The following is a 12,975-nucleotide window of genomic DNA, read 5'->3' on the forward strand; positions in this document are numbered from 1 at the left end:
ATCACCATCGCCTCACCAACGGCGGACAGCCCCGGAGGCTACGGGTGGCCGGTGACTGTCCCCCCTGGATCAACCGTAACGCTCACGGCCCGCTGTCAGAGAGTCACCGAGCCAACGGGGTAGTTACACAGTGCGTAAACAGACAGGTCCGGAAAGTAAGCAAATAGCAAACCCGCTCCTGGTCGATCTTGTCCCGATTTGCGGTGATCAACTGGGGCTTTATCCATTTGCCAGAGACTCTCCGGACTGATCCACAGATATGACCAATGCCCGTTACGCTACGTAACGAATGTGGCCTTGATCGCGTGTGGCCACCTGCTAGTACTTGCTCCAGCCATACTGCGACTGTCAACTTCAGGTCACCTGTGACTTGAACCTTTCTCGCAGTCTGTTGACGCTACGTAATCCCTTGCTAGGTTGATTTCCTGCAGCGAGCGGCAGTGCGATCTCTTCAGGAATTCGCGCAACAAAGTCGCATTAGCCGCCCCCCGGAAGGGACCGACATGGAGCTTTCGCACTTGAACACGAACACCGACAGTAACCGTCCGCAATCACCGACCGTGAGCGTCGTGATTCCCACCCTGAATGAGGAGCGGAACCTGCCGCACGTGTTCGCGAAGCTGCCGACGATGATCAGTGAAGTGATCATCGTCGATGGCGGCTCCAAGGACCGGACCGTGGAGGTGGCTCGCGAGCTGCGCCCGGACGCGGTGATCGTTCAGCAGACCCGGATCGGCAAAGGCAACGCCCTGGCGTGCGGCTTCGCCGCGTGCACCGGCGACATCATCGTGATGATCGACGCCGATGGCTCGACCGACCCGGCGGAGATCCCGCTCTTCGTCGACAAGCTGATCAACGGCGACCACTTCGTGAAGGGGTCCCGCTTCAGCCACGGCGGGCACAGCCACGACATCACCAAGCTCCGCAAGCTCGGCAACGACGGCCTCAACCTGGTGGTGAACGTCCTGTTCCGGACGCACTTCACCGACCTCTGCTACGGCTACAACGCCTTCTGGCGCTCGGTCGTGCCGGCCCTCGACCTGCCGGACGTCTCGCTGCCCCGCCCATCCGACGGCAGCAAGCTGTGGGGTGACGGCTTCGAGATCGAGACGATGATCAACATCCGCGCGGTCGCCGAGAAGCTGAAGGTCGGCGAGGTCGGCAGCACCGAGCACGAGCGGATCTTCGGCGAGAGCAACCTGAACACCTTCCGCGACGGGTTCCGCGTGCTCCGCACCATCTTCAGCGAGTACGGCCGGATGCGCCGCCGCCGTGGCGCCGGCCTCCGCCCGTTCGTCGAGGGCCTCCAGCACGTCGCGCCGCCGGCCGCCACCGCGCAGTCACGCGGTCTCGGCCAGGTCGTCAACCCGCCCGCGCCGGCCGCACCCGCGCACCCGGTCGCCACCCGGCACCCGGCCGACCCGCGCCGCGACGCGAGCCACCTCAACCGGGCGGCCCGCCGCGAGGACGTCGGCGCCCGCCGCTCCGACGACATCAACAAGATCCGCAGCCGCGCGCTGGACGACCTCGGCACCCAGCCCACCCAGGACCTGAGCGCCGCCCGGGCCCGGATGCTGGACGACCTCGGCAACGTGCAGACCCAGGACATCAACAAGCTCCGCAGCACGACTCAGCTCGACGACTGACCTGAGCGCCCCTCCCGCCCACAGGAGCACTCCCCTCGTGAACCACACCCACGCCACGACGATCGTCATTCCCACCTACTCCGAGGTGCGGTGGGACTACCTGACTCGCACCCTGGCCTCGGCACGTGCCCAGACGCACACCCCCGACGAGATCGTCGTGGTGGTCGACCACAACCCCGCGATGTACGAGCGGATCCAGCGCGAGCTGCCCGGCGTCACGGTGCTGCAGAACGCGTACGCCCAGGGCGTCTCCGGCAACCGCAACACCGGGGCGTTCCACGCCCGGACCCCGCTGGTCGCCTTCCTGGACGACGACATCATCGCCGACCCGAACTGGCTGGCCCGGCAGATCGAGCCGTTCGCCGACCCCACCGTGGTCGGCACCGGCGGCGCGATCCAGCCCGCCTGGGAGGGCCCGGCCCCGCGCTGGATGCCGGCCGAGTTCCTGTGGGCGGTCGGTGGCTCGTACGCCGGCATGCCCACCGAGACCGCGCCCATCCGCAACGTGTGGTCGGCCAACATGATCGTCCGCAAGGACGTCTTCGAGGCCGCCGGCGGCTTCCGGGTCGGCTTCGGCAAGCTCGGCTCCCGCAACCGGCCCGAGGACACCGACCTCTGCCTGCGCATGAGCCAGGTGGACGGCGGCCGCTGGATGTACGTGCCGAGCGCGATCATCCAGCACGAGGTCCCGGTCGAGCGGGCCAGCTTCACGTTCTTCGTGCGCCGGTGCTACGCCGAGGGCCGCGGCAAGGTCCAGATGGCCGGCCTGCACGAGAACGACGCGCTCGGCGCCGAGCGCGACTACCTGTGGGCCCTGCCCAAGGCGATGTTCCGCTACTTCGGCGCCGGCCTGACCGGCAAGGGCGCCGACAACTTCCTGCGCTCCGGCGGCGTCGTCGCCGGAGTGGCCGCCGCCGGATTCGGTGGCGTCGTCGAGACCGTCAGCTCCAAGCGGCCCAGCCGCCGTACCCCGGTGGAGGCCACCCCGTGACCGCGACCGTCCCCGCCGCTCCGCGGCTCGACGAGGAGAGCGGCATCCTGCCCGCCGTCGTCCTCGACCTGGACCTGTCGGAGCCCCTGCCGCCGGTCGGCGCGGTGTCGCCCGACGGCCGCCGGGTCCAGCAGGCCTGGGCCCTGGTCCGGCTCTTCACCGAGCCGCTCGGCACCGTCCTGGTGGACGTTCCGCAGCACGGCCTCACCCCCGGCGACCTGGCCGCGGCCATCGACCGGGAGCTGGGCGACGTGGTGCGCCCGCGCCTCGACGGCGCCCCGGTGCCGGCGAACGGGCTCGTCCCGGCGAGCGAGCCCGCCTTCCTGGCGAGCCGCCGTGCCGTGCTGGCCGCCGCCCCGGACATCACCGTGGTGGTCTGCACCCGGGAGCGGCCCGGCGCGCTGGCCCGCTGCCTGGACAGCCTGCTCACCCAGCACTACATGCCGGCCCGGATCCTGGTGGTGGACAACGCCCCGGCGACCGACGCGACCGCCGAGGTGGCCCGGTCGGCCGCCCGCCGTGGCCCGGTCGACTACCTGCTGGAGCCGAAGCCCGGCCTGTCGTTCGCCCGCAACACGGCCGAGGCCGCGACCCGGGGCGAGATCGTCGCCTGGATCGACGACGACGAGCTGGCCGACCGGTACTGGCTGGCCGAGGTGGCCCGGGCGCTGGTCGAGAACCCCGAGGCCGACGTGGTCTCCGGCGTGATCGTCCCGGCCGAGCTGGAGACCCGCGCGCAGATCTGGTTCGAGCAGTTCGGCGGGCACAGCAAGGGCCGCGGTTTCCGGCCGGACGTCTTCGGCCCGCACACCGCGCACCGGCAGAGCCCGCTCTACCCGCTGCCGCCGTTCGGCACCGGGGCGAACATGACCTTCCGTCCCGGCGTGATCGAGCGGATCGGCGGCTGGGACAACGCGCTCGGCGCCGGCACCCCGGCCATGGGCTCGGAGGACACCCTGGCGTTCACCCAGGTGCTGCTGGCCGGCGGGACGATCGTCTACCAGCCCACGGCGGTGACCCACCACTACCACCGGCGGGACTTCGAGGGCCTGCACAAGCAGATGGTCGGGTACGGCACGGGACTGACCGCCGCGTACACCGGCCTGCTCCTCGGCCGCCCGGGACTGCTCTGGTCGCTGATCAGGCTGGCGCCCACCGCGCTGCGTGACCTGACCGGCTCGGACAGCCTGCGGGTGTCGACTCTGCAGGACGATTTCCCGCGAGAGCTGCTGACGGCCAACCGGCGAGGCATGATTGCCGGACCGCGTGCGTACCTCCGGGGCCGGCGCGCCGCCCGGCAGAAGCTCCGGGGAACCCGCTAAACGATCAACGCGGCGTAGGCTTCCGTGGCCCCTGACCTGGGGCGACGGAGGCCTCGTCAACACTGTGGAGGCTCTTTACATGGGGGACCAGCCGACGTCCGACCGGAAACGGGCGCCGGAGGAAGCGACCGCGAAGACCGCGGATTCGCGACCCGACGAGACCGTCGTGATCACCCGGCTCGCGCCGGAGGAACGGGACGGGAGTGAAGAGGCCACCCAGAATGTCGCGGAACCGGCGAAATCGTCGGGCGACGACACCGTCGTGATCAGGCCGCCCAAGACGCCCTCCGCCGACGACACCGTGGTGATCCGCGCCACCGGGCCGTCGAAGAAGCGGCCCGCCGGCGACGACACCGTGATCATCCGGCTGCCGCAGGCGCCGAAGAGGGCCACCACCCCCGGCGCCGCCAGGAAGCGGCCGGCCGGCGACGACACGGTCGTCATCCGGCTGCCCGGCGGGCCCAAGCCGAAGAGCCCCGGCCCGAACGCGCTGAGCACCGCCCGCAAGCGGGCGGCCGGCGACGACACCGTCATCATCCGGCTGCCGCAGGCGCCGAAGAAGAAGGTCGCCGGCCGGGTCGTCGTCGACAAGAAGGTCGCCCACGACGAGACGGTCATCATCCGGCTCCCGGCCGAGGCGAAACCCGAACCGCGTACCGCCCTCGACTTCGGCTGGGCCCCCTGGGTCATCGCCGTCTCCACCCTCGGTGTGGTGCTGATGGCCCTGGCGTACGCCGGTGGCCGCGCCGAAGCCCCCTGGGCCATGTCCGCCTACTGGGCGGGCCAGATCATCGTCTTCTCCCCGGTCGTGTTCCGGCTGCTCAGCCGGCTGGCCGGGGTCGCCGAGTCGTTCGTCCTGGTGATGGGCCTGGCACTGAACCAGTACATGCTGAAGTGGATGTACAGCCCGGACCAGTTCCGCTTCCCCGACGAGTTGCAGCACTGGCTGGCCACCACCCTGATCACCGAGTCCGGTGACCTGTTCCGGCAGAACAACGCGCTGCCACCGGCCGTGCACTTCCCCGGCCTGGCCGAGATGGGCGCCGGGCTGGCGCTGCTCACCGGCCTGCCGGTGACCGCGGCCGGCACCATCGTGGCCGGCGTCGCCCACCTGATCTTCGTGGGCCTGCTCTTCGCCACGGTGCTGCGCGCCAGCAACTCGCCGGCGATGGCCGGTGTGGCCTGCGTGACCTACGCGACGGCCATGCACTACCTGTTCTTCAACTCGATGTTCCTGTACCAGACGGCCGCGCTGCCGTTCTTCATGCTGGCGGTCTGGGCGTACCGTCGCTGGCGCACCGGCGGCGGCCGTAAATTCTTCGCGCTCGCCGTGGTGGGCATCTCGATGACCACGGTGAGCCACCACGTCACCGCGTTCGCCCTGGTCGCGACGCTGCTGCTGCTCGCGCTCGCCGAGCTGGCGCTGGAGCGGCCACGGCCCTGGGAGGCGCTGATCCTGCCGGCCGTCGCGCTGGCCGTGGTGTGCTGCTGGATCGGCTTCGTCGCGCAGGACGTCATCGCCTATCTGGAAGCGCCGGTGGAGCGGCTCGCCGCCTCGCTGAACCAGATGTTCGGCGGCGCCGCCAGCGAGGAGGCCGGCGCCACCAAACCGGTGCCGCTGGTGCAGCTCGCCGTACAGGGAATGGGTCTGCTCGGTCTGCTCGTGCTCTTCCTGGCGGTGGCCCGGGACATGATCCTGCGCAAGGACCGGGACACCTGGCGGTGGGCCGCGCTGGCCGGCGGCGCGGTGTTCTTCGCCGGCAACGGCGCCCGGTTCCTGGGCACCAACGGCCCGGAGATCGCCGGCCGGCTCTCCACCTTCACCTACATCCCGATGTCGATCATCGCGGCCATCGCGATCGTGTACGCCGTGCAGATCATCCCGGCCAAGGACGCCGACGGCCGCCGCTGGCTGTCGGTGCCGCCGCCGGGTGTCGCGGTCACCACCGGCCGCCGGCTGGCCGGTCAGGTGTACATCGGCACGGCGCTGATCACGCTGCTGATGATCGGCGCGCGTACCGGCGGGTGGCCGCCGGTGTCCGCGCTCCTGCCGGGTCCGTACCTGGCCGCCGCGTACGAGCGGTCGGTCGACGCGTTCGGCGTGGACGCGGCCCGCTGGCAGGAGCGCACCCTGCCCCGGGAGGCCCGGGTCGGCGGCGACATCACGGCGGTGGCGCTCTCCTCGACGTACGGTCGGATCGACCCGGTCCGTGAGGTGGGCGAGCTGTTCTACGCCACGTCGTGGACCTCGGCCGAGGACCAGCGGGCGCAGGAGCTGGCGGTCAACTACCTGGTCGTCGACGAGCGGCTGGGCGACATGCTGCCGTCGAACGACGCGTACTTCCAGGACGACCCGATGGCCGGCCGGATCACCGAGCCGCTGAGCGAGACCCAGCTCGGCAAGTTCGACCAGGTCAACTCGATCTCCCGGCTCTACGACAACGGCACCGTACGGATCTATCAGATGGGACCCTCGTGAACCCGGTACGCGCCGGTGTCCTCGCCGGCCTGACGGTCGTGTCCGCGCTCGCCGTCGAGTTCGGCCCGCTCGCCCTCTCCGTGCCGGGCGGCCTGCTGCTCGCCTTCGTGCTGCCCGGCCTGGCGATCAACGACGCCCTGTTCCGGCCCGGCCGCCGTGACATCGGCGTCGTCGAGCGGACCATCCTCGTGCCGGCGCTGAGCCTGGCGGTGCTGGTGCTCGGCGGCCTGCTGCTGTGGGGCGCCGGCGGCAACCTGAACCGGACGAGCTGGATGCTGGTGTGCGCGATGGGCACGCTGATCGCCATCGGCGTGTCGGTCTACCGGACCCACACCGGCGCCACCGTGGCGGCGTCCCCCGCCACGGCCGGCGGTGGGCAGCGGCGGGCGATCTCGAAGCAGCGCCTGATCCGGGACGTGCTGCCGCTGGGCCTGGCCGCCGTGATGCTGGCCGGCGTCGGGATCTGGTCGTTCGCCGACTCGGAGCAGACCTACGACCTCGCGGTCACCTCGCTGTCGGCGGCTCCGCCCGGGGCGGTGGACCCGGCCGGCAACCGGCCGGTGCAGGTCACCGCGGCCGGGCTGAGCGCCTCCGCCGGGCCGTACACCATGGTGGTGACCGGCACCTCCGGCGAGGAGCTCAGCAGGCACGACATCACCCCGGACACCGACGGCAACTGGACCGGACGGCTCACCGTCCCGGCCGACGAGCGGGTCACGGTCGACCTCTTCCGCGGCGGCGAGACGGCCGCCTTCCGTACGCTGATCATCGCCGCCGCCGCTTAGGACTCGCCTGTATGCCGGACGTTCCCCCCACCGCGCTCCGGCGCGGCCGCCTCTGGCTGGCCGCGGCCGGGGTGGCCGTTCTCGCCCTCGCGATCATCATGAAGGTCGATCCGGAAAGCTCGGCGACGCCGGCGCCCACGAAAAGTCCGGCTCCCCATGGGATCGACGCCGACCCCCGCTCGGCCCGGGCCCAGATCGCCCTGCCCCGCGTGCCCGGCGCCTGGCCCGGGCCCTACGGCCTGTCCGGCGTCAACGGCTTCCCGGTCCTGAACAGCGCCTCGGTCAGGGAGTTCTGCTCGACCCGGGGCCGCGACTGCAAGGTGGCGCACACCTATACCGACCGGACCAGCTACGACTCGATGACCAGCGGCTCCGGCTGGACCTTCGAGTACTTCGCCGACTTCGACGGCGTTCTGGTGATCTCCCAGGCGCTGGTCCCCGACCGGGGCGAGAACCTGGTCGCCGACTGCGCGGCCGGAAAACACGACCAGAACTGGCGGGATTTCGGCGCGCTCATGGTGCGGCACGGCCGGGGCGACTCGATCGTCCGCCTGGGCTGGGAGATGAACGAGCCGACGATGGCCTGGCGGGGCCTGAACGCGACCGACTACATCGCCTGCTACCGCAAGGCCGCCGGCGCGCTGCGCTCGGCCAACCCCCAGGTCGTGCTGGACTGGACGATCAACGCGCACAACACCCCGGCGGATCTGTGCGGCGGGCTGAGCACCAACTGCTACCCGGGTGACGAGTACGTCGACATCATCGGGATCGACAACTACGACCACCACCCGTGGTCGCCGGCGTTGGCCGACTTCGACCGGACCGCGGCCGCTCCGGAGGGCCTGAACTGGCTCTTCGACTTCGCCCGCGACCACGGCAAGCAGTTCTCGGTGGGCGAGTGGGGCGTCATGCCGACCGCCGACGCCGGTAAGGACAACCCCGAGTTCATCCGCTGGATGCACGCCTGGTTCGCCGAGCACGCCCCGTACCTGGCGTACGAGGCGTACTTCCAGCGCTGCGACGGCGACTTCTCCCAGTCGGCGATCCTGCGCCCGGACGACCCGAAGTGCCTGCCGAACACCGGGTCGTCGGAGGTCTACACGGAGCTGTTCAAGCGCTGAACCGGGGGCTGGTGGCCATCGCCCGGTACGCCGCCGTCGACTGCGGATCCGTGTCGAACCGCCAAGCCTCCGGGTAGTTCGGGTGGGTGTCGGTGTCGAACCACACCGACGCGCCGATCGCCGGGCGCTGGGCCACGTACTCGGAGAAGTCGGTGATCCAGTCGGCCTTGCTGGTGCCGCCGTGGTCCTTCGCGCCGATCTCGGTGATCATCAGCGGTTTGCGGGACGCGTACCGCTGGTAGACGGGGTCGAAGAGGGTTGCCGGGCTCTCCTGGTGGAGGTTGTAGCCGGAGACGCCCACCCAGTCGACGAACTCGTCGCCCGGGTAGTACGCCTCCATCCGGTTCCAGTCCTCGTCCGGGCTGGAGTTCCAGTTCGGGCTCCACACCCAGGAGACGTTGCCGGCGCCCTGATCGTCGAAGATCTCCCGCAGGTAGCGGAAGCACTTGACGTATCCCTCGGGGTTCCGCTTGTTCTGGAAGCCGCCCCACTCGAACCAGCGGCCGTTCATCTCCCAGCCCCAGCGCAGCAGGGTCGGCCGGTCCAGCTCCTTGATCCGGCGGGCGGCGGCGGCGATCAGGTCGTCGGAGTCGCCGCTGAGGATCTTGTCGTACTTGGGGCCACGCCAGGACACCATCGGGACGGCCTTCTTCGGCATGCCCTCGATCGAGGTGGGCAGCCGGTCCTGCCAGGCGTAGAAGACCTGCGCGATCCGGTGGTCGCGGCCGAGCTGCTTGCGGCGGTACCTGACCGCCTCGGGGTAGCTCATCCCCTTCAGGCCCAGGTACGACCCGAGCAGCGCCTTCCCGGCCGTGAACGGGACCGCGCCACCCAGCTTCGTGAGGTCGCCGGCGGCCGCGAACGGGCTCGGCGTGGCGGACGGCGGCGCCGGTTCGACCGGGCCGGTGGCCGTCGGCGTACCGGAGACGGTGTTCGTGGCCTCACCGGAGGCGGCCTTCCACATGCCGAAGACGCCGGCCGCGGACACGGCGCCGAGGGCGCCCAGCCCGAGCAGGCCCCGGCGGGTCATGCCCTGCTCCCCCTGGCTGCGGTGCCCGGCCGTCACGTCAGGTTCCGGCCGGCCCTGCGGGCCATCCTGCGCACCAGCCGCCAGCCCGGCTGGGCCAGCTGCTTGATCTGCGAGACCAGCCTGGGGCCACCACCCTCGACCAGTGCGACCAGGTCGGCGCCGGTGTGGTCGGGGGTGGGCTGGAAACGGGGCACGGCGAACCGTCGCTCCGACGGGGTGTGCAGGCGGCGGCCCACCTCGGTGGCGTTGTCGTGCCCGGACGACTCGACCACCCGGCGGACCCGGTCGCTGTTGTAGCCGTGCGGGTAGGCGAACGACCGCACCTTGCGCTGCAACCGCTGTTCGAGCTGGTCGTGGCTGCTGACCACCTCCTCGCGCAGCTGCGCCCCGGAGAGCACGTCGAGCGGGTGGTGGACGAGGCTGTGGTTGCCGATCTCGATGCCGGTGGAGGCGACCTCCTCCAGCTCGGACCAGGTGAGCATCGGGCCGAAGTCGGGCGACCACTGGCCCAGCCAGCCGGCGTGACCGCCGAGGTGGCCGACCGACGCGTACAGGGTGGCGCCGGCGCCGGCCGCCTGCAGGGCGGGCACACCCGCGGTGAGGAAGTCCCGGTAGCCGTCGTCGAAGGTGACCGCCACCATCTTCTCGGTGCTGCCGGCCTCCAGCTCGTCGAGCGCCTCGGTGAGGCCGACCAGCCGGTACCCGGCGGCGCTGAGCGCGGCCAGCTGCTCGGCCAGCCGCTCCGGCGGCACCGCGAGGTCGCGCAGCGGACCACCGACGGCGGAGACCGAGTGGTACATCAGCGCGGGCAGCGTGGTCCAGGCCTGGGCCACCGAAGCGGTCACCGCATCTCCCCCAATTACTTCCAGATGGTCCGGCCGGGAACCTTACCAATGTGCGGGATCTTCCCCACTCCCCCGTTCGCACAGTGCCTGGTCACTAGCCATCCAACACTACAGCGAGTAACCTTCGAGGCCTTCCGATCCGCTAGCCAGCGCGAACACAGTCACCTATCGGCTACTCACGGTGACAGGTGAACCTTTATCGCGCCGGAGACGTATCGGAGGACGACACCGAAACCGCTCTAACCCCGGGAGCGCGCACCATGTTCCGCCTCATTCAGCTGCACACCGAGAGCGGTGTGCCACGCATCGGCGTCGAACCCGACGGCTACGTCAGCGCCCGCGCCGCACTGGCCCACTACCGCACCGCCCCGGCGACCTACTTCGCCGTCGGCCGATTCGACAACGAGGGCACCCTCACCGAGGTGATCCTCGACCCGATCTGCGGGCTCGACGGAGCCTGCCAGCGCCCGGCTTCGGTCATCCACTCCACCACCTACGAACGCCTCTGCGAGCGGTGCGCCTCCGGCCTCGAAGTGCTCACCGTGCCCCAGCTGGCCCGCCGCCTCGGCATCGCCTGCCGGCTCGCTCCCCCGGTCGCCCGCTTCCGGCAGACCGGGATCGCCGGGCTGCGCGCACCCTCCGGCAACCGGATCGCCCGGGAATTCCCCGACCACATCCACGACCCGGCCTGGCGCCGGGAGCTCTGTGACGACCTCGCCCGCAGCACCACCGCCCTGAACGGCCTGCTCATCGGCGTCGGCGCGCTCAGCCACCGGCAGGTGCTCGACCTCTTCCCGGCGCTCTGCGCGCTCGGCGACGAGCTTCCGGGCGGCATCCGCTCCGACCTGGCCCGGGCCACGGCACGGCCGCTCTCCCCGGCCGGCGTCACCGGCCTCCGCCTGGGCCTCAACCAGCTTTCTTGACGACCATTCATTCGTACGCTCACCGCCGCGATCTCCTGCCCACTCCGGCCTTTGCCGCGAGCGCCGGGCGGAGATCGGTGGCCCGGGCCTACAGCCGGATGCGGAGGACTGCGCCGGCGCCGCCGCACGTGGCGCAGGTGGACACGTAGGCGAAGCGGCCACGCAGGGCCAGACCGCCCGGGGCGGTCAGGCCCGCCGTGACCACCGTCCGCGTTCCCCGCCTGCCCAGGCGCAGCAGGTCGGTGCCGTCCAGGACGTACAGGTCACCGGACGGCGACCAGGCCAGGTCGATCACGCCGCGGAGGCCGGAGGCGTACACCCGCGGGGCCCGGCCGGGCTCGATCCGCCAGATCCGGCCCTCCCGGCCGGCCCGCTCACCGACGTAGTAGGCGCCGTCCGGCCCCTCCGCCACCGAGGTGGCCTCGGTGGCCGGTGTGCGCTGCGGCAACGTGGCGATCGTCTGCACCCGGCCCCGCCGGCCGACCCGGATCAGGGCGTCGCCGGCGGCGTCCACGACCAGGTAGCCCTGCCCGGTGGCGAGCACCGCGACCGGGTCGGCCGGGGTCTGCTGGGCGCCGAGGTCGGCCAGCACCGCCCCGCGCCGGTTGAGCCGCGCCGTCCCGGCCCGCTCGGGCGCGGACCGCAGCACCGGGGCGCCGCCCAGCCGGACGGTGTGCACCGGGTCGCCCTCCGCCGTGACCGTGACGTCCGAGGGGCCGAGCGCGTACGCCCCGGCCGGGGAGGCCAGCGACGGCAGTCCCGCCTCGACCCGCCACTGCCGCCCGAACCCGGCCACCGTGATGGCCCCCGACCTGCCGGAACAGACGCGTCCCCCGGCATCGGCCCGGCAGGGCCCGGGGCCGCCGCGACCGCCCTCCGCGATGTAGAGCTCGCCCCGCGGCCCGAACGCCAGGCCCCGCGGGCTGTCCAGCCCGCGGGCGAAGACCTCCACCCTCGCGTGCGCCGGGACCGTCGGTTCCGGTTCGGCGGCCCGCATCGGGCTCCCGCTGGACACCAGCCCCAAAACGGCCGCGACGACAGCCTGACGGGACCGGAACATGATCAACTAAACCCCCGTGTAGTCGGTTCGTCCCTCCGACACACTCTCCGGCAGGACGGTCCGCCGGGTCGGCTCAGTCGGAGATCCGACCGGAAGACGGACCGGTACGGTCGGGCCATGACGCCGACCTTCCCCGCCCTCGTGGCACGGGCCCGGAGCCTGGCCGGTGACGGGCGGCGCGCGGTCCTGGGCATCACCGGGCCGCCCGCCGCCGGCAAGACCACCCTCGCGACCGAGCTGGTCGCGGCCCTGGCGGCCCCCGGGTGGGTGGCGCACGTGCCGATGGACGGCTTCCACCTCGCCGACGTGGAGCTGGACCGGCTCGGCCTGCGCGATCGCAAGGGCGCCCCGGACACCTTCGACGCGTACGGCTACGCCGGCCTGCTGCGGCGCCTGCACGAGGACCGGGACGAGATGATCTACGCGCCCGGGTTCGAGCGGGTCCTGGAGCAGCCGATCGCCGGCAGCATCGGCGTCCCCCGGTCCGCCCGCCTGATCGTGACCGAGGGCAACTACCTGCTGCTCGACGAGCCCCGCTGGACGCCGGTGCGGACCCTGCTGACCGAGGTCTGGTACACCGACCTGGACGACGGCGTTCGCCTGCGCCGGCTGATCGACCGGCACATCCGGTTCGGCAAGACCCCGGACGCCGCGGTGGCGTGGGCGACCGGCACCGACGAGCGCAACGCCGGGCTGATCACGGCGACCCGGGACCGGGCCGACCTGATCGTCACCCTCGCCTGAGCCTGTTCTCAGGTCCTGTCGTACCCGGG

Annotated in this window: 11 protein-coding genes; 8 read left to right on the top strand and 3 right to left on the bottom strand. The window is 71.5% G+C overall.

What is annotated here, in order from left to right:
- The first annotated feature begins 503 nt into the window (after window positions 1-503).
- The 6 genes from KZ829_RS16200 (at window position 504) to KZ829_RS16225 (ending at window position 8,344) form a co-directional block, all read left to right on the top strand.
- Window positions 504-1,646 carry a glycosyltransferase family 2 protein gene (locus tag KZ829_RS16200; RefSeq protein ID WP_220144988.1) on the top strand — a complete coding sequence of 381 codons (1,143 nt, stop codon included), beginning with the start codon at window positions 504-506 and terminating at the stop codon, window positions 1,644-1,646.
- Window positions 1,647-1,683: 37 nt separating this feature from the next.
- A complete protein-coding gene (locus tag KZ829_RS16205) occupies window positions 1,684-2,637 on the top strand; it encodes a glycosyltransferase family 2 protein (RefSeq protein WP_204299863.1) in 954 nt (317 codons plus the stop codon).
- The gene (locus KZ829_RS16210; protein WP_220144749.1) at window positions 2,634-3,959 is read left to right on the top strand and encodes a glycosyltransferase family 2 protein; all 1,326 of its coding nucleotides are present in this window, start codon (window positions 2,634-2,636) and stop codon (window positions 3,957-3,959) included. Before KZ829_RS16205 ends, KZ829_RS16210 begins: the two co-directional genes overlap by 4 nt.
- A 79-nt stretch (window positions 3,960-4,038) precedes the next feature.
- Window positions 4,039-6,438, top strand: a complete 2,400-nt coding sequence (locus tag KZ829_RS16215; protein ID WP_220144750.1) for a putative glycosyltransferase family protein — start codon at window positions 4,039-4,041, stop codon at window positions 6,436-6,438.
- A complete protein-coding gene (locus KZ829_RS16220; RefSeq protein ID WP_220144751.1) occupies window positions 6,435-7,223 on the top strand; it encodes a DUF1616 domain-containing protein in 789 nt (262 codons plus the stop codon). Before KZ829_RS16215 ends, KZ829_RS16220 begins: the two co-directional genes overlap by 4 nt.
- Before the next feature lie 11 nt (window positions 7,224-7,234).
- On the top strand, window positions 7,235-8,344 hold the full coding sequence (locus KZ829_RS16225; RefSeq protein WP_220144752.1) for a glycoside hydrolase family 26 protein: 1,110 nt from the start codon (window positions 7,235-7,237) through the stop codon (window positions 8,342-8,344).
- On the opposite strand, the gene KZ829_RS16230 is transcribed toward KZ829_RS16225, so the two are convergent.
- Entirely contained in the window at window positions 8,334-9,374 is a 1,041-nt protein-coding gene (locus tag KZ829_RS16230; RefSeq protein ID WP_220144753.1) for a glycoside hydrolase family 26 protein, read from the bottom strand. The genes KZ829_RS16225 and KZ829_RS16230 overlap by 11 nt on opposite strands.
- 32 nt (window positions 9,375-9,406) lie before the next feature.
- Window positions 9,407-10,219 carry a polysaccharide deacetylase family protein gene (locus KZ829_RS16235; protein WP_220144754.1) on the bottom strand — a complete coding sequence of 271 codons (813 nt, stop codon included), beginning with the start codon at window positions 10,217-10,219 and terminating at the stop codon, window positions 9,407-9,409.
- A 260-nt stretch (window positions 10,220-10,479) separates the two neighbouring features.
- On the opposite strand from KZ829_RS16235, the gene KZ829_RS16240 reads away from it, so the two are divergent.
- Window positions 10,480-11,142: a hypothetical protein gene (locus KZ829_RS16240; RefSeq protein WP_220144755.1), complete on the top strand. Its 663-nt coding sequence runs from the start codon at window positions 10,480-10,482 to the stop codon at window positions 11,140-11,142.
- Between the two features lie 88 nt (window positions 11,143-11,230).
- Here KZ829_RS16240 and KZ829_RS16245 read toward each other — a convergent pair whose 3' ends face one another.
- Window positions 11,231-12,202 carry a ScyD/ScyE family protein gene (locus KZ829_RS16245; RefSeq protein ID WP_246635741.1) on the bottom strand — a complete coding sequence of 324 codons (972 nt, stop codon included), beginning with the start codon at window positions 12,200-12,202 and terminating at the stop codon, window positions 11,231-11,233.
- Between the two features lie 117 nt (window positions 12,203-12,319).
- Here KZ829_RS16245 and KZ829_RS16250 point away from each other — a divergent pair, with 117 nt between their 5' ends.
- Complete coding sequence (locus tag KZ829_RS16250) at window positions 12,320-12,946, top strand: nucleoside/nucleotide kinase family protein (protein WP_220144756.1); 627 nt, start codon at window positions 12,320-12,322, stop codon at window positions 12,944-12,946.
- Window positions 12,947-12,975: the final 29 nt, after the last annotated feature.

This window comes from Actinoplanes hulinensis (genome assembly GCF_019429605.1).
Taxonomy (GTDB): domain Bacteria; phylum Actinomycetota; class Actinomycetes; order Mycobacteriales; family Micromonosporaceae; genus Actinoplanes; species Actinoplanes campanulatus.

Bases quoted from the DNA above. Each gene is read 5' to 3' on its own strand.
- KZ829_RS16200 (WP_220144988.1), top strand. From the start codon at position 504: ATGGAGCTTTCGCACTTGAACACGAACACCGACAGTAACCGTCCGCAA.
- KZ829_RS16215 (WP_220144750.1), top strand. From the start codon at position 4,039: ATGGGGGACCAGCCGACGTCCGACCGGAAACGGGCGCCGGAGGAAGCG.
- KZ829_RS16225 (WP_220144752.1), top strand. From the start codon at position 7,235: ATGCCGGACGTTCCCCCCACCGCGCTCCGGCGCGGCCGCCTCTGGCTG.
- KZ829_RS16230 (WP_220144753.1), bottom strand. From the start codon at position 9,374: ATGACCCGCCGGGGCCTGCTCGGGCTGGGCGCCCTCGGCGCCGTGTCC.
- KZ829_RS16240 (WP_220144755.1), top strand. From the start codon at position 10,480: ATGTTCCGCCTCATTCAGCTGCACACCGAGAGCGGTGTGCCACGCATC.
- KZ829_RS16245 (WP_246635741.1), bottom strand. From the start codon at position 12,202: ATGTTCCGGTCCCGTCAGGCTGTCGTCGCGGCCGTTTTGGGGCTGGTG.
- KZ829_RS16250 (WP_220144756.1), top strand. From the start codon at position 12,320: ATGACGCCGACCTTCCCCGCCCTCGTGGCACGGGCCCGGAGCCTGGCC.